Consider the following 25,297-nt stretch of genomic DNA (forward strand, 5'->3'; position numbering starts at 1 on the left):
TCACTCAATAAACCAACTACCACCTACATAAATAGCCTCTTTATTCCATGATGCATCACTGATTGTAAAGTTTGTATTTCCGTTTATGCTAACACCATCAGATGATTTTAATGTAACATCTTTGCCAGAAGTTTTTGTCAATTTTAGAGTATAACCATCAAAAACATTTTTTTTAGGTGGCAGCGTTAAAGTGACTTTTCCTAATGATGAAATAATATATCGACCAACGGTGTCAGATAATTCCGTGTCATTTTTTATGACAATGGTTTTGTATCCTATCTTTTGAATTAATCCTTTTGGATCTATTGAGGCAACGACACGACTACCATCCTTCCATAACAATGATGATTCTGTGTTTTTCCCAGCAAACACCATCCCGTTCTTGGCGCTGGAGCTTTCTTCAAATCCTATATCTGGTGTTAGTCTTGCAGAGTCATGACTTGCAAAGTTAGCGTAAGCACCTTGCGATACAAAGCCATATTTCCATCTTTGCATATTTCCGCCATCGGACTGCCTAGCTAGATATGCGGCGGTTCCGCCGAACTTAGATTGAGGAAGAAGAACGGTATCAATCCCAACAACAAATGACGGCTCCTTTATACTGTTGTTTATGGCCCCGTTTTCTTGTATTACCGCAGCCTTAGATCTTGCTCCATCAGGTAAAAAAGTGTTGAAATTTGTTGCCCATACTTTTGTTATTGGATTTATTGTTAACCCTACACCACTCGGTGGCGTCCCCATTCTTCTTGTTGCTGAATTAACCCAACCAGCAGTTAGCACCTTCCCATTTGATACTTTTACAACATAGGTAGACCATTTTGGTTTATGATCTGTATCTATTATCATCCCCGGTTTAATCATTGATGTATCTAGCTCAGGTGAAGTAAAAGATACCGGATAATATGTAACATTAGTTACTTTTTCCCATGGTTTGAATGGGGGGGATGTGTTGTCAGCATATAACCCAACAGAGTCTCTATCTCCGTACGTGATAAGATCCTTCTGAAAATTAAGACCAAGCACAGGATAGTCGAACGGAAACTTCGCATTTGCTCTTACGGCCGCGGCGACAGCATTTGCTCTCATCCCAAATGTGTCTCTAGAGACATAAACGCCACTTAAAAATTGAATATCTGGCGTTTCTCCAATTTCTACGCGCCCCATGATACCGGGATTGGCAGTAACAAATAAGGGGCAACACATTGATAAAACTAATATTTTCATTAGAATCGACATACACAACCTCATGAGAATCATCACCTATACGTGAAAAGGTAGTTAATCAAAGGAACAACAAAGATCTATCTATAAGGTAGGCTAAATTTATTAGTATAAATTCCATACTTTCATCAAGCGCGAACGCACAAAGTAGCACTTAATATTCGATCATCCGATTGACTTGATATACATATTGAATAAGACTATCCGGCATTAGCATTGCGAATAAAACTTGTCCACCTGGCGCAGGATATTCAAGGTATCTATGATTAACAAAATCTTAACAAAAAACAGCGAAGTTATGTTGGCACCAAGCAACATATCCCAAGAACGAATCAGTGAGTTAGGGCAGGTTTTATTCCTTCTCACGATACTATTCTATCCAATAATATCATTTAGCCACGTCCTATACCTTATTCCTCAGCTAATGGTGATGATCCTAGCCTTCATAGGAAGGAAAACTATTAACTTCAATGACGTATTTGTTTTTATTGTCTCAATTCCTGCTTTTACCATTCCGTTTATTGTAGAAGCCTCATCAGACTCACCTGACTATGATTTGGCTATTAAGCTATTTGTAAACACTGCAACAATTCTTTTATTGATTGGCAATTCGAAAATCTACTTCACTGAAAATGCTTTAAAATGGATTATTGCAATTGTCGTAATTTGGTTTTTTTCTGCTACTGTACTTTATTTTATTAATGGATCAGTAGGGATATCCACATTATATATGATGCTTTTTTCTGGTTCTGAACTTAATAGTTCAAGCTTATATGGAATTGCTGAGCCTTTAGGACAACTATTCCTTACAAAAAATATATCTGCGATGTTTGTAGTATCAACATTTGCGCTATATTTATATATATCAGATGGTCTTGGTAAAAAAGTTGGAACATTCATATTCCTTATTTTCTTTACAACATCGTTATCATTTTTATCGAGACAGGCAATTCTTGCTATTTTAGTATTATACGGTTTTTATAGGTTCATGCTTTCTGGATATTTTAGTAAACTGTTTGTAATTGCAATTTCTTTTTTTGCTGCCTTTGTTTTTTTCCTTACTTTTTTTGATTTAACAAATAATAATGACGGAGCAAGTCAGAGACTAGAACTGTGGCGTTACTTTTTCGAAAATGTTAATGATTTTTATATTCTTGGAATGGGTTTGGCAAAGTTAAATTTTACTCTTATGTCGACAATTGGCATTGACAATTTTCATATGTTTTTCATGAATCAGATTGGTGCTTATGGAATTTTTCATTTCATATCATTTAGTATATTCCTTCTATTAATATTATTTAGACCTGGATGGAAAAGGGGAAGGTTATTACTCGCTTTAGGTTATCTTTTAAATGTTTGTTTCCAGACATATGGATATGAATATGGTAATTTATTACTTTTCATGGCAGTTTTTATAAAGCCAATGAAATTAAACACACTAAAGCATAATTAAGTATTTGTCGGTCTTAAGATATGAGAAGTAAATATATACTCATTTCTAAAATGAGTAGTATGTATTGTTTTCTATCTAGTGAGCTGTAAAGGAACACCAGTATAGGCGTTAATTGCATTAGTATAGACTTGATCTGACAGCTACTGATTTATTTATACTGGAGTCAGTTAGTTCATCAGATTAAGTCTGGCTTACAATAAGCAACCATTCATCAAGATCACCCTGTAATGTTTCAAGATCTCCGTAAGGTTTCTCACCAGATAAAACGCTTGTAATATCATTTTGTGAAACCGTTCGTTGATACCGTTGGTTTACGACATCGCTTTGGTCTTCAAGTGATCGATATCATTAATCTCCCAGATAACGCTGGTAATCATAATTCTCACCCCAGTCACTGCGATCGATCAATATTCCCAACATCGAGCAAGCCCTGTAACCCATAAAATGGCAAAACCCGGTCATTTCCGTAAATCCGCGGCTGTTTACTGACCAACAGCTTGAGGCGCTACTTTTGAGTAGGTATCGGCAAAAGTTTGCTGGTAAACCTACCAACACCTTTCAGATTATCCACAGAGGTGTCCGAGATCCCTGATAGCCGGGATCAACTTCACCGCTGCCCTCAGCGTCATGGGCTCTTCTTTACAGTGCCGCATTTGACATTGGACATCATTTAGTTCTATACCTGCCTTGGCAACTTTTTCCCCAAGTGCTTTCAGGCATTTTTTGAAATTGTTCAAATCGTGAAGCCACAGATGAAATCAACGCCAGTTCCGGGGGGATAAAAATGCCTTACTTGCGTAATTTGTTGCTGATCTTCAACCTAATTCATTAATTCCGCTATGAAAACGTTTTTATATATTTCTTTCAACAACTGATTCTATCAAATCTGATATTAATTTACTTCCGTTCCCTTCAATAAACTGCTTAGAGAAAGAGTATGCATTATTTCTAATCAGCGTTACATTTATCTTTCCATTTAACAACGTCTCCAATGTTTCTATGAGGTCTTTTGTACTATTCCCATCATATAAAAAACCCGTTTCGCCATCATGAATTAGCTCTTTATTAGCGCCATTTTTTGAACCCACCATTACTAATCCAGATAACATACCTTCAATCGTTACTCGACCAAAAGCTTCTGAATGAGAAGCAACAATGCCTATATCATAGATAGCTCTAATCCTGGAGAGATCTCCGGAGAATCCCCAAAACTTTACATTTTTCTGTAAATTCAAATTCACAACTTCATTCTTAAGAAATCTAGCGTAATCACTATCATCATGCCCTACTATTCCCAAATTAAAATCAACCCCATTTTCTTTCAATGATGATAATGCCCTAATTACATCCAATTGCCCTTTCCCAGGGGAAAGAGTACCAACCATCAAAAAATTAGGTTGGAGGACATTATTTTTTCTATCATAAGGTCGATCTAACTTAAAAGATAAATCGTCATAGATCATATGTATTTTTCTTTTACATATATATTTTGATACTTTTTCTTCTAATGATCTAGATATAACAATAATAGCATCTGAAAATTTTTCTGACATCTTATAAAAAAGTCGATCTCCCATCAAATGGTGGGCCTTTTGATCTTCGTATCCGAACTCTCTGAAATGCCAGATATGCTTAGCACACAATAATTTTGCTAATATGGAACCCACATATAGGTCGGAAGTATTTGTATAGACGACAGCAATTCCAGAATGACTAACTCTTCTGTAAACACCAAAGCTAGATATAATAGAGATCAAATTTCTCACAATGCATTTTACTATTTTTATGGTTTCTTTAATTCCTACCTGCTCACACTGATATCTGGATGAAAAGTATCTCGCTTCAATTGAGGAGATCCCCATATCACTTAATACATCACTAACTCCAATGCTTTTCTTATCTTTTTTATATGGAACTAATCCCATGATATCAAACGATTCATTCTTTTTTATATTTATTATTGCATCAAGCATTGATGCATTTCCGCCACTCAATGGATCAGTCTCATGAAAGACAAACAATACTTTCTTTTTCATATTTATCCTTTCAAAGATTTTTTTATATAATTAATTGATTTTTCTCGCAAACCATCGAGTTTTTCTTTAACTAGGGTCGTAGGATAATCTATATACAGACTATCAGAAGAAGGGGAAGTTAGTTCTGGTATCATTCTGTGCGAAAGTCCAACTTCAGATAATAAATATTTCGATCTCAAATCCACATCGTTTCCGAACTCTAATGTATAAAAGTTTTTTTCATTAATAATGGAGAATACCGTCCCATGGAATGATGTTGTTACTATAAAATCAGCATTATGAAATAGTGATAAAAAGTCCTCTGGTGACTTATCCGTTTCATATTCCTTACTTATTTTATAACTGGTGATAGCAGTAAGAACTATAATATCCAAACCTAATTTTTCAGCAAGATAATTAGCCACATTAAATGTCTGAGGATGCTCTTTTACTTCATAAACCAACAAATACTTACCTCTTTTTTCGGTTCTATTAGTAATAGAGTTCCAATCTTCTTGCTCTAACAACAAGGTAGGGTCTAAGTTAACATATACTTCTTTATTAGTTAATCCATTAATATATACTTGTAATTCTTTTTCCCTAACACCTATATTTGATAAATTATTCAGTAAAGAAACAAATATCGATTCATCTTTTTTTGTCAAAGCAGAAATACCCATACTTGCAGCATAAGAAAAGATATTATTAGACTGAACAACCGAACTTATTCCAAAATAGTTCTGATCAAAACCATCTGTAATAGTAGGATTCCATATTTGATCACTTCCTACAATAATTGAATCAACTATTGTCTGATCATTCTTTATAGTTTTAAAATTTCTCTTTAAAAAACCATCGAAACCAATATATCTTTTATATCTTCGTTTAAAGTCAAGGAAAAGACTAACCCATGATTTAATAAAATGAACAGTACCATCGCAATCTTTCAACTTAGGAAATAGTGAGTAACTTTTCCTTATATTTTTTGGAGAATAATCTAACAAATATACATCATTGCCAAGTTTTTCCATTGTTCTATATAAAGCATAGGTTTGTAGCACAGCACCATAGTTGTGAGCAGAATGAAATGTTGCAATAGCAACCCTTTTTTGTTGTGTATTTCCCATATAACTAATCTCTTCTATATAAAAAGTTTTCATTTAATCGAAATTTTTTTCATCAAATTTATTATCAATTTTTTTTCACTTCTGTCCAAGGATACTAAAAATGTCATAATAACTAAAACGACACCACCGACTAAAACATTTAGTACAAAAGAGAGAAAACCATTTGAGTTTTCAAAGATAATCTGTTGAAAAGCATAAGATATGATCAATGAGATAGATGTTCTAAATACGACATTGAATAAAAAATCTGCTATTGGCAGCTTGAGAATCCTCCTTAAGAAAAACAATCTGAAAAATAGGCTAATTAATGAAATAAATATAGAAATTACGTAAACAAATGTAGGCTCATTCCCTGTTACAAGAAAAATCAATGATATTGGTAAATTAAGTAATAATAATCCACCAACCACAGATTGATATAATTTTATTCTTCCTGTAGCCTGAATAGCCATGATAACTGCACCACTCAAGCAATTAATAAAAGTATCGATTAACATCAACTTTATGAAGTTAATAGCATATTCATTATATTGACCAATCCATAAAGATAAAATAAATTCGACATTTTTGTATATCAATATAAAAATCAAGCTGGTCAAAAATGCAGATAATTTAGTTCCTCTATATATAAGATCTTTCATATAGGGGCGATCATTTTCTACATATGATTTTACCATTTGGGGATTAAATGCCATTTGGCAACTAGCTATGACTTGATTAATTGCTGAATATATCTGGGAAGATATAGCTCTAGATGCGTTAACTGTTACACCAAAGAAAATATTTAACAGTACATTTATCCCTTGATTATTCATCACTGCAGCCACTCCCCCCCATAAGTTCCAAGAGACATATGAGAAAATTCGTTGAATGATCTGCTTATCTGTAGTCAATCTCAGTTTAAAATTAGGATACTTTTTAAAAACAAAGATAATACCAAATACTGAGGATAGTAGTGTTACAAAAGTTAAGTTAAAAATATAGTTAACCAGTACCTCACCATTAAAAAAATGGATAGTACATGCTGCAAGTAGTTTTAGCAACACATCTAGAATGCTCAACCATGCATAAGAAGACATATCTTCATACGCTAATAGCAAAGACAAAAATGGTGAATATAGTATATTTACTATAAAAATAAAAACGGAGCACTGAAACACTACATTAACAACATCACTACTAACAACAGACTGAACAAGTTTATTATTAATGAACCATAAACCAGTTAGTTCTATGATAAATAAAACTAAAAAAGCCAGCACCAAATGAACAGAAAGACAGGCGCTAAACATTTTTTCAGGATTAATATTAGAGTTTTCAGCAAGGCTCTCTGATAAGAATCGCTGACTTGATACTGCCAATATACTAGTAATAAAGCCAGCAAGTATAACAAAACTAGACAATACACTATAAAGGCCAAACCGCTCAATTCCTAAGGCGTTAATGATTACTCTAGATATATACAGAGTAATCATCATTGTAGCTATCATACGTACATATAAGATAGCTGAATTTATCATGATTCTTTTTGATTTATTCATTTTTCAGCAAAATCCGCCGATTCAGCCCCAACAAGTATAGATGAATGATCATATTATTTTTTCCAAAAAATCTTCGCTTTTGCGACGAACAGAGCAAGGGGTTTTTTGTGCAGGTATAGGCTTACCAACTGCAATCATGGCACAAATTTCATAATAAGGAGGGATTTTAAAAAGATGAATAAAATCTTTATTCTTTCGAGCACGAACGCACCAATTCAAAACACATGCCCCAAGATTCATGCAATGCAATGCGTTAATTAATGATAAAATCCATATGCCACCTTCTACAAATCCGAGATGTCGTTCCTCTGCGCCTTCTTGATATCTTATATCAGAGCATATTATTAATAAACCAGGTACATTATCTCGAAATGCTCGACTTCCATTCTGATGAGAAAGAATTTCCGCATTTTTTTTGGAATCTAAAGAATAAAAAACTTTTATAGCTTGCCTATTGCATGCTGATGGGCAGTATTTTGCTATATCTATAGCATTTATTATAGTTTCTTCATCTATTGGTTCGTTTTTAAATTCTCTAACACTCTGTCTAGATGAGAAAAAATCTTTATACCCTAAGGATGATAAATCATCCCTGGTATTTAAATATTTAACTCCACCATCAATATTGCTATCGATATTTATAGATCTAAAAAAAAACTCCTTACTTTTATTAAAAGCATCGCTTCCTGAATCATCATGTGCTGAGTAATACTTTTTTAATGTAGTTATAGCACTATCAACATGAACGCTATGAAAGCCTCTATGTTTTGCATCGAGCAATATATTCTGTAGCCAATCTATATTTTTTAGTCCAAATTCTTTTTTAAAATTGCTTACGGAAAGTCCTTTTTCAACCCCATGGTAAAGCCTGGTAATAATCCCTTCTAAATATTCAACATCATTGACTCTATTTTTATTACTATAAAAAGAATAGTTAACATAGTCCTTATAGTCTTGGTAAAAATCAACAGCAATTTTTAACTTACTGCGAAAAACAGAAAGATAACTTCTCATAAGCCCCTCTTTTAATAAAGTTCATAAATATATTCCGTTAAATCTTCCATGAAAAAAAATTCATTAGTTTATATAAAAACCCATTATTATATATAGAAAAATAACTATTATATAGGTACAATAACCAACTGCATTTAAAATCTGAAAAGATAGTCAAAATTTAATTAAACATCTTCAGATTATCATCCATTGCAAACAACATATATATAAAAAAAGACCACATTCCTTAATATACCTTTCTTTCTAATTCCCTTTCTAAAAAAAAGAGAGAACCTATTTATTAAAGATGTTGTCTCTCGTGAAGAAAAAGTTTTTAACAATGTCTTTTTATCATCATTAAGTAGCCCCATATAATCATTTAAAAAAAGGCATGCTTGATTTCTTGTCGCAGTGACTGAAAATTTAGCTTTTTCATATTTTTTTATTATGTTTTTTATAATAAACAGTTCTTTTAATCCAAATGACTTGGCTCCAACCTGATTATTACCATGTTGTCGATATAATATCAGTGAACGATCAATAAAATATAGATGACCTAAGGCCATTGCAATCATAGCCATATACCAATCATGCATTATTGCATTCCTTATGTTTCCCATTTTTGCTAATTCAATAAGTCGTTTATTACACGCCATAACACACCCAGTAACTGAGTTACTAGCAATGATTTCGGGGAACGTTGGAGATTTATTTATATTCTGATATCGAAACATCGAGCTATCTACCGGAGAAAGATACTTATCACTTACGCATAAATCAGAATGAATTAAAATTGGTTTATTTCCATTTTCTCCAATTTCTAAAAATTTATTAATGAATACTTCCATTTTTCTCGGTAACCAAAAATCATCTTGATCACAAAAGAAAACATAATCAGCGCTTGTAATACTAATCAAAAATTCAAAATTTCCCCTAACACCACCTTTCTTATCATTATTAGTAAATATTACTCTTGCATCTTTTTTGCAAAAAAAATTTATTAAATCAACAGTATTATCCGAGGAACAATCATCAGATATAATTAAATTACAGTCATAAAACTTCAACCTATCAAAATTCAAGAGCACTGAATTTATCTGCTCTTCAATATATTCACCACCATTATATGTGGCCAACAAAACATCTATTTTTTTCATATCTATCCAATTATAAATTTAGCTATACACGCTCATAAAAAATACAAAAAAAATAAATAGTCAACATATCAGCGCTGACTACTTATAGCCAAATAATATATTGATAATGGTATTTTAGAGCTTCATTATAATATCGGATAACCGACACTTCCAATTGGATGGTTCTACACATATATTCTTAATCTTAGAACAATTAAGGCTAGAATATAATGGTCTTTTCGCAGGAGTAGGATATTGTGCTGTCGTAATTGCATTAATAACCGGTGCTTTATTCAATTTATCTAGCTCTATGGCTTTCTTAAAAATAGCCTCAGCAAACTCATTCCAAGCTACTTCCTTATCACCACAGAAGTGATAAATACCACCTGAGGCTTTAAGATTAAGCAAATCAATAATAGCCTGAGCAATATCTCCTGCATAAGTCGGACAACCGCGCTGATCAGCCACAATGCCTAATTCATCACGATCTTTTGCCAACCGTAGCATGGTCTTCACAAAGTTATTGCCATATTCGCTAAAAACCCATGCAGTCCGAATAATAATAGCATCCGGCAAAATATGGGAAACTGCAATCTCGCCATCCAGCTTGGTCTGACCGTATACACCTAATGGATTGGTTTTGTCTGTCTCAACGTAAGGAACCGTTGCTTTACCATCAAAAACATAATCCGTAGAGACATGAACCAGACGAGCGCCAACCTCTTTGGCGGCCCGAGCCAAATTCTCAGTCCCAGTCTTGTTTACCAATGCCGCCAGTTCCGGTTCACTTTCCGCTTTATCCACCGCAGTGTAAGCCGCTGCATTGACAATGGCGTCAGGCTGGAATTCTTTTACCGCAGACAATACTTTCTCATAATCGGTAATATCCAGTTCGGCGGTATCCGTTGCCCATACCTGCCAGCCTTCCGGCAGGCGATCCTGAAAACAACGGCCAAGCTGGCCGTTCGCACCTGTCAGTAAAATTTTCATACCGCCAGCTCCTTAAACCGTTTGCCTAACTTATCTTTTTCGGAAAGCAAAGGATTGTTGATAGGCCATTCAATACCAACATCAGGATCGTTCCACAACAGGCAACCTTCATTTGCCGGATTGTAGTAATCCGTGCATTTATATTCAAAATCGGCAACGTCAGACAACACAACAAAACCATGCGCCAAACTGGGCGGGATCCAGAACTGAGTTTTGTTTTCTTCTGAAAGGATCACCCCTTCCCAGGCGCCATAAGTTGGTGAATCAGGGCGAATATCGACGGCAACATCAAATACTTCCCCACGTACAACGCGCACCAGTTTCCCTTGTGGATTTGATCTCTGGAAATGCAGTCCGCGCAATACGCCTTTTGAGGAACGGGAGTGATTGTCCTGTACAAAATCCAGATCAATATTCAACATTTCCTGATAGCGTCTTTTTTCAAACGTTTCCAGGAAAAAGCCTCTCGCATCACCAAAGACTTTTGGCTGAATGATCTTTACACCCTCAATACGGGTATCCTTAACCTGCATCTTATTTCTCTCCAATCAAGCGGGCTAAATACTGCCCATAATTCGTTTTACTCATGGCTTTAGCCTCTTCAGCAACCTGTTCTTTACTTAACCACCCTTTACGAAAAGCTATCTCTTCCAGGCAGGCAACCTTAAATCCCTGCCGCTTTTCGATGGTATGAACAAACTGTGATGCTTCCATCAGGCTGTCATGCGTACCGGTGTCCAGCCAGGCAAAACCACGCCCCAATTGCTCAACATTGAGTTGGCCTTTTTCCAGATACATTTCGTTCAACGTCGTGATCTCAAGCTCACCACGGGCAGAAGGTTTTACCTGTTTAGCCATGTCGACTATCTGCTTGTCGTAAAAATAGAGGCCGGTTACCGCCCAGTTGGATTTGGGCTTCAGCGGTTTTTCTTCCAGAGAGATCGCTCGATTATTTTCATCGAATTCAACCACACCAAAACGCTCGGCATCTACCACCTGATAACCGAATACCGTCGCCCCTTCCGTTCGTGCCGATGCGGCTTCCAGCTTTTGACCAAAGCTCTGACCAAAATAAATATTATCCCCCAGCACTAGAGCACAACGATCGCCGTTAATAAATTCTTCACCAATAAGAAACGCTTGCGCCAAGCCGTCCGGACTAGGTTGAATAGCGTAACTGAAGTTGACGCCGAAACGGCTTCCGTCCCCAAGAAGACGTTTAAATGAAGGCATATCCTCAGGCGTTGAGATAATCAGGATCTCTTTGATGCCTGCTAGCATCAATACAGATATCGGGTAATACACCATCGGCTTATCGTAAATAGGCAGCAACTGTTTAGATACACCGCGGGTAATCGGATGTAAACGCGTTCCAGAACCACCGGCCAATACAATACCTTTCATAGTCTTTATATCTCCTAAATTAACGCGTTAAACCCAGACGTTCGCCAGCATACGAACCATCTTTGACACGACGCCACCATTGTTCGTTCGCCAAATACCACTCCACCGTTTTGCGAATACCGCTTTCAAACGTTTCCTGTGGTTTCCAGCCCAACTCTCGGTGTATTTTTGAAGCATCAATGGCATAACGCATATCGTGACCTGGACGATCGGTAACGTAAGTAATCAGATCTTCATACTTCTCAATACCAGCTGGCTTATTTGGCACCATTTCATCCAACAGCCGGCAAATGGTTTGTACTACTTCAATATTTTTGCGTTCATTATGTCCACCAATATTGTAGGTTTCCCCTACTTCCCCTTCGGTTACTACTTTGTATAAAGCACGTGCGTGATCTTCCACATACAGCCAATCACGGATCTGAGCACCATCGCCATATACCGGCAGCGGTTTCCCCTCCAGTGCATTGAGGATAATCAACGGGATTAATTTTTCTGGGAAATGGTAAGGACCATAGTTGTTAGAACAATTGGTGACAATGGTTGGCAAACCATAAGTACGCAGCCAGGCACGAACCAGATGATCGCTGGAGGCCTTAGAGGCAGAATAAGGACTGCTGGGAGAATAAGGCGTTGTTTCTGTAAACAAATCGTCCGTACCATGAAGATCGCCATATACTTCATCGGTAGAAATATGATGAAAGCGAAATGCGTTTTTAGCATTATCATCCAACGTATTCCAATACTGACGTGCAACTTCCAATAGCGTGTAGGTGCCAACGATATTGGTCTCAATAAACGCTGCCGGGCCATCAATGGAACGGTCAACGTGGCTTTCCGCAGCCAAATGCATCACTGCGTCAGGCTGAAATGTATTGAAAACACGCTCCAACTCTTTACGATCGCAAATATTCACCTGTTCAAATTTGAAGCGCGCATTATTTGCAATCGGATTTAATGACTCAAGATTACCAGCATAGGTCAGGCTATCTATTATCAGAATTTCATCCGCCGTATCATTAATAATATGACGGGCAACCGCAGACCCAATAAACCCGGCACCACCGGTAACGATAATTTTCATATAATCCTCAAACTCTATTATTATCTTTAATACGCGCCATCTCTTTTAAGAACCACATTGATAGTTTTAAAAAGAATTGCAATATCATTCCACATGGACCAATTCTTTACATACCAAGCATCGAAATAAACACGGGTATCATAATCTACATCATTTCTGCCGCTGACCTGCCACAATCCAGTCATACCCGGCTTAGCCATTAAATAATAATCCACATCACCGGCATAACGTTCCAACTCAGCCTCAATAATCGGGCGAGGTCCCACCAGACTCATCTCACCTTTTAGGACATTAAAAAGTTGCGGTAATTCATCCAGGCTGGTTTTACGAATAAAATGTCCTACGCGGGTGATGCGTGGATCATTTTTTAATTTAAAGTCTTTATCCCATTCAGCCCGCGCTTCAGGATCGTTTTCTAATAATTTCTGAAGCACTTCTTGCGAATTCATGACCATAGAACGGAATTTCAGGCATTTAAATTTTTTACCGTCACGGCCAATTCGCTCATGCCCATAAATTGCATTACCGCCATCCTTAGAAACCAGATAGGCCAAGACCGCCAAGAGGGGAGAAAACAAAATAATAATACTGGCGGCTCCTATAATATCGAAAGTTCTTTTCAATATTCGAGAAGTTCTCTTAGCCAGATTATTACTGACACGCAAAATCATGACTTCATGGCTAAAAATAAATGACATATCAGTGCCATACAAAGGCACACCACGTAATGTCGGGATCACAGAGACTGAGCGGCAGTGATGCTTGGACAGTTTCTTCAGCCACCCATCACGCAAATCATGTTCATCGAACTCCAATGCAACAATAAACTGAGTAGATTCGGGATCACACTGTTGCCAAAGCTGCTCCTCCTCACAAATCACCGGAATGCCTAACAACGTTTCCTCACATTGCTTGCCGCTGGAGAAAAAGGCACAGATGGCGAATCCCAGTACCTCTTCACTTTGTAGTGCAGCGTAGGCATCGCGGGCATTTTTACCTGTACCGATGATAATAGTTTGTTTTTGCCATAAACCGAGCCTATTCAAAAGTCTTTTCGCCAGGGCTCGTCCAAGAGGAACTAGAATAATCGCCAGCATCCATGTAATTACCCAGATATAACGAGAGAAATGCCACTTCGAAAAAGCAACCAGAGCGAGGTCAAAAACAGAAAATATTACTAAGGTTCTAATGACTTCCTTCAGTTCAAACCAAAATGGCTTTCGATAGGTATAATGCCGTAACCGAACCCAGAACCAGCCAATGCAAAGCAAAGACAGGGTGAAATGTGAGATAAATCGAGCAGGAAGCTCTGACTCTGGGATAAACTCTGAAATATCATAATGTAGTGCACGCACTAGCCACAAAGTCAAGATTAATGATATGTTAAATAACACAAAATCTGATAATGCCAACAAAAATTTCACTACATTATTATTTATTGAATTCTTAAATGTATGCATGGCTGCACCTCAAATTATATTAATCCTTATACCAATAACCTTTATGCATACTGAATTTCTTCACCAAAGAGTTAGGTAGCTTGCTATAATTCTGTCCGAGTTTATAACCTATTATCTTAAAAAAATTGTTAACACAAGCTAAAGGAATCCAGGTCGGAGCATTTTTTAAAAGAAAGTTCAATTCGGAAAAAATAAACCGTTTACCTTCCCCACCAGCGCCGCCAAAATTTTTTCTGATCCAGGGCTCATCATGATGAAAAACGCCGATATCAAAATATCTCTTAAATTCTTCCAAGATAGAATAATTATGTGAGTGTTTTACGCCAGAGTCAGCAACATAGGCAATTTTATAACCGGCTAAAACAGCCTTCGCGGCAAAATACATATCTTCCCCTAGTATAGTATTGGAAGAGAAACCACCCAACTCTCTAAACACATCGGTTCGGTATGCAGAAAAAGAGTTAGAGGAAAAAACTGTTTTAATACCATATTTTTTCTTATCGTCTAAACCTAACACATGATTTTCTACGCCGTAATTAAAATTACGCGCATGTGCTGCTATAGGATTAGCATCGTCATGAGGTAACTGCCGACCATAGGCGACAGCCACTTTAGGATCATTAAACACAGATAATATAGACTTAATACAATTCGGTTCCGGTATGGCATCCTGAGTAAGAAATATTACTATATCCACATCAGTCGAGTTTTCAACGCCCAGATTTCTGGTTCCTCCATGATTAAATTCTGTTTTATCTATTTTTATTACCTGAAAGCCAGACTCTTCAGCTATTTGACATGTACCATCACTACTGGATGAATCTATTACGAGTACAGACTCAAAATACTCAGATTGTTTTTTTATAGCAGCGCAAACTCTCCGCCATAATTCGCCGCCATTATAAGTGGGAATGACTACTCTAACTTTCATTATATTTCACCGTTGAAAACAGTACTAAACTGGAAGGCATATTTATTTTACATACCCAGATAAATTAAATATGATCTAAAGCTTTATTTTTTGATATTCACATTTTATATTTATTTCGCGTGAAGGATTAAATATATTCTATTTTTAACCCACGGTTTGTTGCTTGAGATTCCCGCCTTCGCGGGGACGACTATGTATAATAGTTGGATGACGACATATATAATGATATATTTTTATTTATTATCAAACTTGAAGCTCGCCTTTATTATAAGGCGAGCTGTTACTTTATACATTAACGAACAAAACTTAAACAGCAAATAAGTTATTTTTTATACTCATAGGTATAATAGTCATAATTGCCATAACCATAATAACTTGCTGCTCGTTTGACAATCGCATTGAGAATAACGCCTTTTATTTCAGCACCATTTTGTTCAAAACGGCGAATACTCACTTCAATCTCTTTTAAGGTATTCATCTCAAAGCGCGCTACCAATAAAGAGGTTCCGGCATGCCGGCTGATAATTGCCGCATCGGTTACCGCCAGAATCGGCGGAGTATCTAGTAACACGATATCGTAATGCCGAGACGCCCAATCGATAAAATCAGAAAAATGACTATGCATTAATAACTCTGAGGGATTTGGAGGGATCTGTCCTCTGGGAATAAAATCCATATTATCCACTGCGGTTTTTCTTATTGTTTTTTCCGCCACGGTTTGCCCAGATAAAATATCAGATAGCCCGTTGGTACCATCAGTCCCCATTAATTCATGTGCGTAACCTTTGCGCATATCACAGTCAACGATCAGTACTCTTTTTCCTGATTGAGCAATAACCGCTCCCAGGTTAGCGCTGACAAAAGTTTTACCAATTGCCGGACTGGCGCCAGAAATCATCAGCACATTATTTTTCGCCTCCATCATGGCAAAATGCAGGCTGGTACGCAGGCTTCGGATAGCTTCAATCGCCAAATCTGTTGGGTTGCCGGTAGCCAATAATTCATTTGCCCGCGCATTGGCTTTTTTGCCCTTATTACGCGTGAAAAGTTCCCGATCTTTTTTCTGCTGCCATTCAGAAAGCGGCACGCTGGCATAAACATTAATCCCCAGCTCTTCCAGTTGTTCCGGGCTTTCAATACCTTTGTGCAACATGGTTTTAATAACCACAAACGAGGTAGAAATCATCCCCCCAAGGAGCAAGCTTAACAATACAATTAATGTTTTTTTAGGTTTAACCGGCTTTAATTGAGTTGCCGCAGAGTCAATAATACGCACATTACCGACAGTGCTGGCTTTATTAATACTGAGTTCCTGCTGTTTATTCAGCAGTTGCATATACACTTCTTGTCCGGCCTGTACATCGCGCGTTAAACGTAGTATTTCCTGCTGGGTTTTAGGCATGCCCCCCACACGTTTATTCAGTTTATCACGCTCCAGCTCCAGCGTTTTACGTTTTTCCAGCAAAGCACGATAAGCCGGGTGCTCTTTGGTATACAGTTTGGAAATTTCCGCTTCTTTAAAAGTTAGTTCGTTTAACTGAGATTCAACGGAGACCATGGTATCCAGCACCGCTTTGGCCTCCAGCGACAAATCGACAGACTCATTTTGCTGCCGGTATAGATTCAGCTTATTTTCCGCCTCATTAAGCGAGTCACGAACGGTCGGCAATTGCTCTTTTAAAAACTCCAGACTTTTACCCGCTTCTTCTGATTTGCGCTCAACGTTTTGCTGCAAGTAGTTCTGGCTAATGCTATTTAATATTTTACTAATTTCATCAGGGTTCCCCCCAACCAAACTTAGCTGTAATACTCCGGTGTCTTTGCCGGTATCAGCCACAGAAAAATTATCCAATAAAATCTTAATTGCAGTTAGTTCATTCAGTTTTTTTAATAAAAAAGTAGTATCTTCAGATGCAGCAATATCGCTTACCAAGATTGTAAGACCATTGTGGCTCTCCAATTGGCCAACTGCACCGGTAAAATTAACGATATCTCCAGCTTTCACTTGATAAGTTGTTGGACTTAATATCGTTAGCTCAATTTTTTCATCCTGCCAGGAATCTGGTACATCAAGGCGAGAAACGGCAATTTTTCCCGGTTCTTCCTTCATAAGTCGAGCAAACCCTTTGCCAAACATCGGGAAATATTTTTGCTCAACCACCGTATCTAAGGAAAGATCGCGAATGGTCTTGCCAATCACCATACGGGATTTTATCAACTCGATCTCCGCCGCCGATTGAGGCTTGGCATCAGGCAGAATACTGGAAATATCACTTAGCAGCTTATTGCCAGAATTTTGTTCTACCTGAATTAACGCATCAGCTTTATAAACCGGCGTCGCCAATGTTGCATATAAAATGCCAATAATGGCAAACACAGCGGTGACACCAATTATCAGCCATCTATTGTCTAGCAATGTTCCCAATAAACGCCCTAAATCAATCTCATCTGACGTTGTTTCAGATGCTTTTACTGAAATTTTCTCTGCCATGGGTTTCCCTGACTTGTTTTAACGGCTTAATGCTTGTACCCATTTCTGGGCAGACTGCTCAAGTTGCGAATAAACGAATTCAAACGCTTCGCGGCTTTTACGATAAGGGTCGGCAATTTCCTGCTGATTGAGCCAGTGGCCGAACAGCATGGTTTTACCACGCACTTCCGGAGCGATGCGCCCCACCGCATCAATATGGCCTTTCTCCATTACCAGAATCAGATCGTACTGACGACAGAGCGAAGAGGTTAGCTGCTGTGCACTATGGCCTTCAAGAGAAAGCCCGTGAGCCGCCGCCACTTCGGCAGCGGTAGCATCCGCAGATTTATCCACCAATGCACCCAACCCGGCCGAGGCAATTTTTTTCCCCGGCAGCGCCTGTTTCAGCAGCCGTTCCCCGGTTGGCGAACGGCAGATATTGCCCACACACACCACTAAAATAGAATCAAACATCGTTATCTCTATGGCCAGTTACGTACACGTAATGAACCTTCTGTTAATTCATTAAAGCCGGAAATAGTCGGTACAATCTGGCTGATAACCCGGTTCCAGCGAGCGATCGGTGCGGTGGTCACATAGACAATATCGTAAGGCTGCAGTTGAAACTCGGTGCCCATCACCATCGCAGTGGCATCCTGGGCATTAAGCTGGTAGATATTAGCTAATTTGGGCCCCTGAGTTCCTCTTAATGAACGGATGACAAAAATACCAGTGGCATCAGAATAAGCCTGGTCGATACCTTCGGCATTCCCCAACGCTTCCATCAACGTCATACCGCTGCGGTCCATTTTTAGGGTGCTTTGTTTCTTCACTTCGCCCATCACGAATACTTTCAGGTCATCGTTACGGGGAACATAGAGGATATCGCCAGGGTAAAGCAGGCGGTTTTGCGACAGGTCGCCATTTTGCATCAACGCCTGCAGGGAGATGCGCTGTTCTTTACCGTCATGGGTTAACACCACGTTGCGCCAGTCGGCGTTTTCCGTCAGGCCGCCCGCTTTGTTGATCGCATCCAGTATCGTCAGCGGCACATTGGTTATCGCTTGTTGCCCTGAGGTGGCCACTTCCCCCGTTACATAGGCTTTCTGCGAACGGAAGGCGGCGATACTAACGTCAACCTGTGGTGATTCTATATAGGTTGCCAGGCGGCTCATAATCTCATCACGAATCTCGGTCACCGTTTTACCGGCCACTTTTACCTTACCGATATAAGGGTAGAAGATGGTGCCGTCGGAATGCACCCAGTTACCGGAATCCGCCGCGGTACGATAGGTCCCTGCCGGGGTGGTAAGTTCAGGGTGATCCCATACCGTCACCATGATCACATCACCAATACCGATGCGGTATTCGTAGCCTTGCAGCTCGCGCTCAAGCGCCGGGTTATTCTGCGCCACCAGCGGCTTGACGCGCATTTTTTCCACCAGATAAGGGGTCATCGGGTAAATATTAACCAGCTTGTTAATGTCAAAATCAGCATCCTGCTGTTCGATGACTTCTTTGCCACTGGTGGAAAGATGACTGCCGGGAACGATGGTGCAACCACTAAGCAGAACGGTTGAAACCACCAACGGTAACAATTTTAATTTATGCTTTATCATCCTGTGTATGCCATCGCTCTTATTTGAAAACTGCGCAAATCCCTACAAAACGATCAATGATTATAGAGAAGATTTATTCGAATGAACCCTAGTACTGGCGTATAAAAAGCGGGTAATTCGCCTGTTAACGCCGCTGCGCCATACGGTTCATCAATGTATTCTGCCGGTTATGGTTAATGCGCCGCAGCCACATCAGTACCCGCCATATTCGGGGAGTTGACCAAAAGTAACCGACAAAAGCCAGCAAAAACATGCCCAACATAATAGACTCAGATACGCCATTGCGCTCGCTAATGATGCCAATTGCCGCAAATAAAACCGCCACACTGACAATCATAGTCAACGCCAGACGCGGCGTTAGCCCTGAGCGCACCAATATGTGATGTATGTGCTCGCGATCGGATTTAAATGGGCTATCGCCCCTGCGGATTCGGCGGATCATCACGGTGACCATATCCATCAACGGGATGGCTATCAGCCACAACGCGGTTACCGGATGCATCACAGCCTCTTCCCCTTGCGTCGCCAACATAAGAAGCCAGATTACCGTAAAACCTATCAGCGTACTGCCGGCATCGCCCATAAATACCTTAAATCGCTCTCCCAAGGGAATGCCCAGGTTCAGTAGAATATAAGGTAGCGTTGCCGCCAGCATACATAGACTCCATTGAGCTAACTCGCGATGACCGCCAAGATAAAACAAGACGGCAAGCGCGCCAAAGGTAACACAAGAGAGCACGCCCAGTAAGCCATCAATACCATCAATCATATTGAAAGCATTGATGGCTCCCCATACGGCAAACAGGGTGAGGATATAACCCCAGGCGCCTAAAAAGATTTCATAGCCAAACAGTACATTGCCCAACGAGGTCAAATACAGGCCGGCATACATCATCAGGCCGGCAACCAGCGCCTGTAAGGCGATACGAGGGAATACGGGAAGGTCAAAACGGTCGTCCAATACGCCGACTGTCAGTAGCGCACTGGCACAAACCATATAGAGGGGGAAGTCAGGAAGCCATTCAGGATGGAGTGCATACAAAATCCATAGCGCCAGATAGATAGAAACCCCACCGACCAAAGGGACATTGCCGTGGTGTTGTTTCCTGACATCGGGTTTATCCACCAACCCGATGACTATCGCCGCCTTTCTTGCGAAAAAAAGGACAATAAATGCACTGATAAACACTATGGTAAATTCTTGCATCATCATCAACCGTTATAAAGTATGTTGCATCAGACACGCTACCGCCCTTGGCTTATAGCTACCAATGCACTATCAAAATAGGAACACCGTTGTTCTACAGACTTAAACTTTGGAACCGTAGCCACACAACTGATGTACGGCGATTTTATTTTTATTAAAGGAGGTTAAATATCAGGTAACAAAACATTACCAATACACACTATCTTTTTGTTGAAAAGACGACCTCTGTTGCAAAACTAAATTTTGCGTTCTAATAGTATTGACTACTAATACAGGAGTACAAGGAGAAGATGTTCTAAGCGGTTCTTTTCAGAAAAAGACTACGTTTATCCATAACAGGCCCCTCCTTCCATTAGAATAAAAAACCGACTTCAGGGATAAAGGCGGTATGTTTTGATAAAGATTTATGACAGATAGCAAGCTATACATCGTAAAACCACAACAATAATGGCGATATATTCTATTCACCGTTTACTGACACTTCAAACGTTACATGCCGTAACATCGCAAGAAAGTTAAAACAGCATGCGCCTGACTTTTTTTTAATCAATTCTGATGATTATGCACCAGCATAATGCTGAAAAAACGTCAGTAATGCCGAGTCAAATCATCAGCCTGAACAGAATCGCGTTGATTACCCACAATAAAATACCCATACAAGTTCTGGTTCATCCGCGTTTGCCCTGATACGCTATCAGCCGTGGTATTCAATTAAAGGTGAAAGAATAAGTATGGAGTGGATCGTTGATCCAACAATATGGGCCGGTCTGGCAACGCTGGTGGTGCTGGAACTGGTGCTGGGAATAGATAATCTGGTTTTCATTGCCATTCTGGCTGAAAAATTACCGAAAGAAAAAAGAGATAAAGCACGCGTTGTTGGGCTGTTGCTGGCGCTGGTAATGCGTCTTATTTTATTGTCGTCGATTTCCTGGCTCGTCTCCCTAACTACTCACCTTTTCGCCTTACTTGGGCATTCATTCAGCGCGCGTGATGTCATTATGCTGATTGGCGGTGTGTTCCTGCTATTTAAAGCAACAATGGAACTCAACGAACGGTTGGAAGGGAAGGATCTGGAGCAGCATACGCAGCGTAAAGCCGCGCGTTTCTGGCCCGTTGTTGCGCAAATTGTGGTTCTGGACGCCATTTTCTCACTCGATTCCGTTATCACCGCCGTCGGCATGACGGAACACTTATTAGTAATGATGGCTGCGGTGACGATTGCCATCTTCCTGATGCTGTTAGCCAGCAAGCCGTTGACCCGCTTCGTCAGTGCGCATCCAACCATTGTTATTCTGTGCCTGAGCTTCTTGCTGATGATTGGTTTCAGCCTGGTTGCGGATGCGTTTGGCTATCATATTCCCAAAGGTTATCTCTATGCCGCTATCGGCTTCTCGGTTCTCATTGAGATGTTTAACCAGGTATCCATGTTTAACCGTCGGCGCTTTCTCTCTTCATCTGTTCCCTTGCGCCAACGTACTGCCGAGGTAGTACTGCGTATTCTGCGGGGAGAGCATGAGGAAGCAGAACTGGACAACCAGACGTCATCCATGATTGCGGATAATGCCCACACCGGACAAGAAGTTTTCAATCGGCAGGAACGCCGAATGATCGAGCGTGTGCTTGGTATGTCGCAACGTACCATCAGCAGTATTATGACATCCCGCCACGATATCGACCCGGTAGAGCTAAATACCTCACAAGAGGAGTTAGCGCAGATATTGAAAAACAATCAGCATACTCGTCTGGTCATCGTCGACAGTGAAAAATCAGATGAGATACTGGGAGTTGTCAATGTCACGGAACTTTTACAGCAACAGCTGAACCATGATCCCTTTGATCTGCATATTCTGATCCGTCAACCGCTGATCTTCCCTGAACAACTCTCTTTATTACTGGCGCTGGAACAGTTCAGGGAAGCACGCACCCACTTTGCCTTTGTCGTTGATGAATTTGGTTCGGTTGAAGGCGTTGTCACATTGAGCGATGTGATGGAAACCATCGCCGGCAATCTGCCGTTGGCTGGCGAAGAAATTGATGCTCGCCACGACATTCAACAAAACGCCGACGGCAGTTGGACGGCAAACGGTTATCTTCCTTTGGAAGATCTGACCATGTACGTTCCAATCAAACTGGATGACAAGCGGGAATACTATACGCTGGCAGGCTTGCTGATGGAGCACTCGCAGCGGATCCCCGAGGCTGGAGATACATTGTCTCTCGATGGTTACACATTTACCATTCTGACGGTGGAAAGCCATCGTATCGTGAAGGTGCTAATCACCCAGGATGCCAATCCGCAATCAGATTTTGAGGTGTGATCAATTCGGCTTAATGTTATGCCGTAGGTTCTCGCCCTGAAAGCGTCATTGCCGCTCCATTTTCGTCATTCCCGCGCAGGCGGGAATCAGCCAATGGCTATTTCCGGTTTCAGCGGAAGATGCCCGCCTACTGCCGCGGGCATGACGGACTTGTTGAAGGGGATGACAGGATAAGAGACACCTCACTTCCGTCATTCCCGCGCAGGCGGGAATCAGCCGATGGCTATTTACGGTTTCAGCGGGAGATGCCCGCCTACTGCCGCGGGCATGACGGAGAAGGCGTTATTTCCGCGCCACTTCCTTCATTTCTGCCTCATTTCCGTCATTGCCATTGACTATCACTCTCCGGCTTTGGGGAGCCTCACCTGTGAATTCACATCAAACAATTGCATTCGTGCGGTATCAATACTGATCCACACGCGTTCTCCCGGTTTAGCGCCCGATCTCACCATGCTGCAGATACTCAGACGTTCATCACCGAAATTTCAGCGCCTCGCGCACAGTATTACGGCTGACGGCCAACCCTTCGGCCAATATGCTTTCCGGCGGTAGTTTCTCCCCGACGCGGGTACCAGGCTGCGCGACATAACGGGTCAGCGCGTCAAGCACCATCGTGTCGCTCTGCTGCCGTGCTATCGGATGCAGTAAACTCAAATCGTTGTGCATTCCCGTCCTCAAATGGATTATTTGAATTGGTCCAACAACTCAACTTATTTCGTCGTAGTGCAATATATTTGCCAACCAATTAATCTGATGATTTTTAAGTGAATTTTTTATTTTTTTGATTATTCTGGATTGTCAGGAGAGATCTTCGGCGTGCAGAAAGAAGGACCGTTGTGCAAAGAATGCCCCCTGTTGACGCAAAAACGCAGGGCGAAATACAGTAGGGGGGACGCTGGTCGTTGGTGAGAATAGCGGTTTTAATCGAGCGGCGGCATTCGCCGCATTCATGAAGAATTTGATGATGAAGAAGGTTTACGCCATAACCTTACTACAACGTGTCTGTGAAAAGATATCCCTGAGAACCCAGACTGATAATTGATACGGCCTCGCAAACTTCCGCCGCCTATTGCAACCGCATGATATTTTTCCAGAGCGCTCCTGCACAATCTCCCCAACGTTATTTTTTCTTCACCGCTCGCCACTCATTATTGTCGTTAGGACAGCAATGCCGAGATGGATCCCATGCAAACTCATGATGCGTTATTTAAGCAATACCTTAGTAATATTGACGTCGCACGGGATTTTCTCGCTATTCATCTGCCGAAGTATATTAGTGAAATCTGCGATTTCGACACACTGCGCCTCGAAGCAACCTCATTTACCGATGAAACACTGCGCACCCGGATGTCCGATATGCTCTATTCACTGCAAACCCAGCAGAGTGCCGCGTATATCTACTGTCTGATTGAACATCAGAGCACGCCCGACAGGCTAATGGGCTTTCGCTTATTACGTTACTGTATGAACGCCATGCAATTGCATCTGTCACAGGGCAATAAAAGTCTGCCGTTAGTGGTTCCGCTGCTGTTTTACCATGGCAGCCAAACGCCCTACCCCTACAGCCTGCGTTGGTTTGACCACTTTGACCATCCGTCTCTGGCTGAAAAGGTATACGGTCAGCCTTTCCCTCTTGTCGATCTCAGCGTCATCCCCGATGACGAAATTAAAACTCACCGCAAGATAGCGTTGCTGGAACTGGTACAAAAACATATCCGCCAGCGGGACCTACTGGAACTGGTTCAGGATTTCGGGTTATTATTCAACCAATGGGCGCCGCCCCCTGAACTTAGAAAAGCATTGCTGATTTACATTATTAAATCCGGCAATACTCGTTCAGTGCAGCATTTCGCCCAGGTCTTAACGGAAAAACTGCCTCAGCATCGGGAGGAAATTATGACTATCGCACAGCAACTGGAACAGATCGGTTTTAAAAAAGGGATGCGGCAAGGAATAGAAAAAGGTATGGAGAAAGGTATAGAAAAAGGCATGGAAAAGGGAATCAAAACCAGCGCTCGGCAAATCGCCCGCCAGTTGCTGCTTAAAGGTATGGATCAAGAAACCGTGCAGCAAATCACTGGATTGACCCAGGATGAAGTGGCCCAGCTAGCTGAAAAAGAGCAGTAAAATGCTGTTTTCAGAATGTTGACCAAGTTCAGTGTTTTGCTCTCCCACCCTTTCCCATCGCACAGAAATAGCGGCATTGCATTGTGGCGCACGAAATTAACGGCCTCGGCATTTACATAAAAGTGTAACTAAGAGACATCCCTCACCAGGGGAAGGAACTAACCCAAAAGACACTGGATTGCGCCTTCCCGTTCGAAGGCA

Annotated in this window: 20 protein-coding genes and 1 pseudogene; 3 read left to right on the forward strand and 18 right to left on the reverse strand. The window is 40.4% G+C overall.

Annotated elements, in window-relative coordinates:
• Positions 1 to 1,236, reverse strand: coding sequence for a hypothetical protein (locus ACN28R_RS11800; RefSeq protein ID WP_095834513.1), 1,236 nt, complete (start codon positions 1,234 to 1,236; stop codon positions 1 to 3).
• A 247-nt stretch (positions 1,237 to 1,483) separates the two neighbouring features.
• On the opposite strand from ACN28R_RS11800, the gene ACN28R_RS11805 reads away from it, so the two are divergent.
• Positions 1,484 to 2,674: a hypothetical protein gene (locus ACN28R_RS11805; RefSeq protein WP_095834514.1), complete on the forward strand. Its 1,191-nt coding sequence runs from the start codon at positions 1,484 to 1,486 to the stop codon at positions 2,672 to 2,674.
• 201 nt (positions 2,675 to 2,875) lie between these two features.
• Here ACN28R_RS11805 and ACN28R_RS11810 read toward each other — a convergent pair.
• The 16 genes and pseudogenes from ACN28R_RS11810 to wecA all read right to left on the reverse strand — a co-directional run.
• A pseudogene (locus tag ACN28R_RS11810) lies at positions 2,876 to 3,426 on the reverse strand (transposase family protein); the annotation flags it as partial.
• A gap of 99 nt (positions 3,427 to 3,525) precedes the next feature.
• Positions 3,526 to 4,710 (reverse strand): glycosyltransferase family 4 protein, encoded by a 1,185-nt coding sequence (locus ACN28R_RS11815; protein ID WP_095834515.1) that lies wholly within the window; start codon positions 4,708 to 4,710, stop codon positions 3,526 to 3,528.
• Between the two features lie 2 nt (positions 4,711 to 4,712).
• On the reverse strand, positions 4,713 to 5,816 hold the full coding sequence (locus tag ACN28R_RS11820) for a polysaccharide pyruvyl transferase family protein (protein WP_186364041.1): 1,104 nt from the start codon (positions 5,814 to 5,816) through the stop codon (positions 4,713 to 4,715).
• Between the two features lie 29 nt (positions 5,817 to 5,845).
• Positions 5,846 to 7,357: an MATE family efflux transporter gene (locus ACN28R_RS11825; protein ID WP_095834517.1), complete on the reverse strand. Its 1,512-nt coding sequence runs from the start codon at positions 7,355 to 7,357 to the stop codon at positions 5,846 to 5,848.
• Positions 7,358 to 7,405: 48 nt separating this feature from the next.
• Positions 7,406 to 8,371 carry a nitroreductase family protein gene (locus ACN28R_RS11830; protein WP_095834518.1) on the reverse strand — a complete coding sequence of 322 codons (966 nt, stop codon included), beginning with the start codon at positions 8,369 to 8,371 and terminating at the stop codon, positions 7,406 to 7,408.
• A 182-nt stretch (positions 8,372 to 8,553) separates the two neighbouring features.
• Positions 8,554 to 9,507 carry a glycosyltransferase family 2 protein gene (locus ACN28R_RS11835; RefSeq protein WP_095834519.1) on the reverse strand — a complete coding sequence of 318 codons (954 nt, stop codon included), beginning with the start codon at positions 9,505 to 9,507 and terminating at the stop codon, positions 8,554 to 8,556.
• Between the two features lie 114 nt (positions 9,508 to 9,621).
• Positions 9,622 to 10,476: a dTDP-4-dehydrorhamnose reductase gene (gene rfbD / locus ACN28R_RS11840; protein ID WP_095834520.1), complete on the reverse strand. Its 855-nt coding sequence runs from the start codon at positions 10,474 to 10,476 to the stop codon at positions 9,622 to 9,624.
• Positions 10,473 to 11,009 carry a dTDP-4-dehydrorhamnose 3,5-epimerase gene (gene rfbC, locus ACN28R_RS11845; RefSeq protein ID WP_095834521.1) on the reverse strand — a complete coding sequence of 179 codons (537 nt, stop codon included), beginning with the start codon at positions 11,007 to 11,009 and terminating at the stop codon, positions 10,473 to 10,475. Before rfbC ends, rfbD begins: the two co-directional genes overlap by 4 nt.
• Before the next feature lies 1 nt (position 11,010).
• On the reverse strand, positions 11,011 to 11,880 hold the full coding sequence (gene rfbA / locus ACN28R_RS11850) for a glucose-1-phosphate thymidylyltransferase RfbA (RefSeq protein ID WP_095834522.1): 870 nt from the start codon (positions 11,878 to 11,880) through the stop codon (positions 11,011 to 11,013).
• A 19-nt stretch (positions 11,881 to 11,899) separates the two neighbouring features.
• Complete coding sequence (gene rffG / locus ACN28R_RS11855) at positions 11,900 to 12,964, reverse strand: dTDP-glucose 4,6-dehydratase (RefSeq protein ID WP_048635584.1); 1,065 nt, start codon at positions 12,962 to 12,964, stop codon at positions 11,900 to 11,902.
• Between the two features lie 26 nt (positions 12,965 to 12,990).
• A complete protein-coding gene (gene wbaP / locus ACN28R_RS11860; RefSeq protein ID WP_095834523.1) occupies positions 12,991 to 14,424 on the reverse strand; it encodes an undecaprenyl-phosphate galactose phosphotransferase WbaP in 1,434 nt (477 codons plus the stop codon).
• Between the two features lie 19 nt (positions 14,425 to 14,443).
• The gene (locus tag ACN28R_RS11865) at positions 14,444 to 15,355 is read right to left on the reverse strand and encodes a glycosyltransferase family 2 protein (protein ID WP_095834524.1); all 912 of its coding nucleotides are present in this window, start codon (positions 15,353 to 15,355) and stop codon (positions 14,444 to 14,446) included.
• Positions 15,356 to 15,677: 322 nt separating this feature from the next.
• The gene (gene wzc, locus ACN28R_RS11870; protein ID WP_095834525.1) at positions 15,678 to 17,846 is read right to left on the reverse strand and encodes a tyrosine-protein kinase Wzc; all 2,169 of its coding nucleotides are present in this window, start codon (positions 17,844 to 17,846) and stop codon (positions 15,678 to 15,680) included.
• Between the two features lie 18 nt (positions 17,847 to 17,864).
• A complete protein-coding gene (locus ACN28R_RS11875) occupies positions 17,865 to 18,299 on the reverse strand; it encodes an arsenate reductase/protein-tyrosine-phosphatase family protein (RefSeq protein ID WP_095834526.1) in 435 nt (144 codons plus the stop codon).
• 8 nt (positions 18,300 to 18,307) lie between these two features.
• On the reverse strand, positions 18,308 to 19,444 hold the full coding sequence (locus ACN28R_RS11880) for a polysaccharide export protein (protein ID WP_095834527.1): 1,137 nt from the start codon (positions 19,442 to 19,444) through the stop codon (positions 18,308 to 18,310).
• Between the two features lie 124 nt (positions 19,445 to 19,568).
• Complete coding sequence (gene wecA, locus ACN28R_RS11885) at positions 19,569 to 20,651, reverse strand: UDP-N-acetylglucosamine--undecaprenyl-phosphate N-acetylglucosaminephosphotransferase (protein ID WP_095834528.1); 1,083 nt, start codon at positions 20,649 to 20,651, stop codon at positions 19,569 to 19,571.
• A 731-nt stretch (positions 20,652 to 21,382) separates the two neighbouring features.
• Here wecA and ACN28R_RS11890 point away from each other — a divergent pair.
• A complete protein-coding gene (locus ACN28R_RS11890; RefSeq protein ID WP_095834529.1) occupies positions 21,383 to 22,969 on the forward strand; it encodes a TerC family protein in 1,587 nt (528 codons plus the stop codon).
• Between the two features lie 474 nt (positions 22,970 to 23,443).
• Here ACN28R_RS11890 and ACN28R_RS11895 read toward each other — a convergent pair whose 3' ends face one another.
• On the reverse strand, positions 23,444 to 23,635 hold the full coding sequence (locus ACN28R_RS11895; protein ID WP_236840223.1) for a GntR family transcriptional regulator: 192 nt from the start codon (positions 23,633 to 23,635) through the stop codon (positions 23,444 to 23,446).
• A 510-nt stretch (positions 23,636 to 24,145) separates the two neighbouring features.
• Between ACN28R_RS11895 and ACN28R_RS11900 the strand changes: the two genes are divergently transcribed.
• Complete coding sequence (locus ACN28R_RS11900) at positions 24,146 to 25,096, forward strand: Rpn family recombination-promoting nuclease/putative transposase (protein ID WP_121514233.1); 951 nt, start codon at positions 24,146 to 24,148, stop codon at positions 25,094 to 25,096.
• Positions 25,097 to 25,297 lie beyond the last annotated feature (201 nt).

It is taken from the genome of Brenneria goodwinii, from assembly GCF_002291445.1.
Lineage (GTDB): Bacteria > Pseudomonadota > Gammaproteobacteria > Enterobacterales > Enterobacteriaceae > Brenneria > Brenneria goodwinii.

Bases quoted from the DNA above. Each gene is read 5' to 3' on its own strand.
- ACN28R_RS11800 (WP_095834513.1), bottom strand. From the start codon at position 1,236: ATGTCGATTCTAATGAAAATATTAGTTTTATCAATGTGTTGCCCCTTA.
- ACN28R_RS11805 (WP_095834514.1), top strand. From the start codon at position 1,484: ATGATTAACAAAATCTTAACAAAAAACAGCGAAGTTATGTTGGCACCA.
- ACN28R_RS11815 (WP_095834515.1), bottom strand. From the start codon at position 4,710: ATGAAAAAGAAAGTATTGTTTGTCTTTCATGAGACTGATCCATTGAGT.
- ACN28R_RS11820 (WP_186364041.1), bottom strand. From the start codon at position 5,816: ATGGGAAATACACAACAAAAAAGGGTTGCTATTGCAACATTTCATTCT.
- ACN28R_RS11825 (WP_095834517.1), bottom strand. From the start codon at position 7,357: ATGAATAAATCAAAAAGAATCATGATAAATTCAGCTATCTTATATGTA.
- ACN28R_RS11830 (WP_095834518.1), bottom strand. From the start codon at position 8,371: ATGAGAAGTTATCTTTCTGTTTTTCGCAGTAAGTTAAAAATTGCTGTT.
- ACN28R_RS11835 (WP_095834519.1), bottom strand. From the start codon at position 9,507: ATGAAAAAAATAGATGTTTTGTTGGCCACATATAATGGTGGTGAATAT.
- rfbD (WP_095834520.1), bottom strand. From the start codon at position 10,476: ATGAAAATTTTACTGACAGGTGCGAACGGCCAGCTTGGCCGTTGTTTT.
- rfbC (WP_095834521.1), bottom strand. From the start codon at position 11,009: ATGCAGGTTAAGGATACCCGTATTGAGGGTGTAAAGATCATTCAGCCA.
- rfbA (WP_095834522.1), bottom strand. From the start codon at position 11,880: ATGAAAGGTATTGTATTGGCCGGTGGTTCTGGAACGCGTTTACATCCG.
- rffG (WP_048635584.1), bottom strand. From the start codon at position 12,964: ATGAAAATTATCGTTACCGGTGGTGCCGGGTTTATTGGGTCTGCGGTT.
- wbaP (WP_095834523.1), bottom strand. From the start codon at position 14,424: ATGCATACATTTAAGAATTCAATAAATAATAATGTAGTGAAATTTTTG.
- ACN28R_RS11865 (WP_095834524.1), bottom strand. From the start codon at position 15,355: ATGAAAGTTAGAGTAGTCATTCCCACTTATAATGGCGGCGAATTATGG.
- wzc (WP_095834525.1), bottom strand. From the start codon at position 17,846: ATGGCAGAGAAAATTTCAGTAAAAGCATCTGAAACAACGTCAGATGAG.
- ACN28R_RS11875 (WP_095834526.1), bottom strand. From the start codon at position 18,299: ATGTTTGATTCTATTTTAGTGGTGTGTGTGGGCAATATCTGCCGTTCG.
- ACN28R_RS11880 (WP_095834527.1), bottom strand. From the start codon at position 19,444: ATGATAAAGCATAAATTAAAATTGTTACCGTTGGTGGTTTCAACCGTT.
- wecA (WP_095834528.1), bottom strand. From the start codon at position 20,651: ATGCAAGAATTTACCATAGTGTTTATCAGTGCATTTATTGTCCTTTTT.
- ACN28R_RS11890 (WP_095834529.1), top strand. From the start codon at position 21,383: ATGGAGTGGATCGTTGATCCAACAATATGGGCCGGTCTGGCAACGCTG.
- ACN28R_RS11895 (WP_236840223.1), bottom strand. From the start codon at position 23,635: ATGCACAACGATTTGAGTTTACTGCATCCGATAGCACGGCAGCAGAGC.
- ACN28R_RS11900 (WP_121514233.1), top strand. From the start codon at position 24,146: ATGGATCCCATGCAAACTCATGATGCGTTATTTAAGCAATACCTTAGT.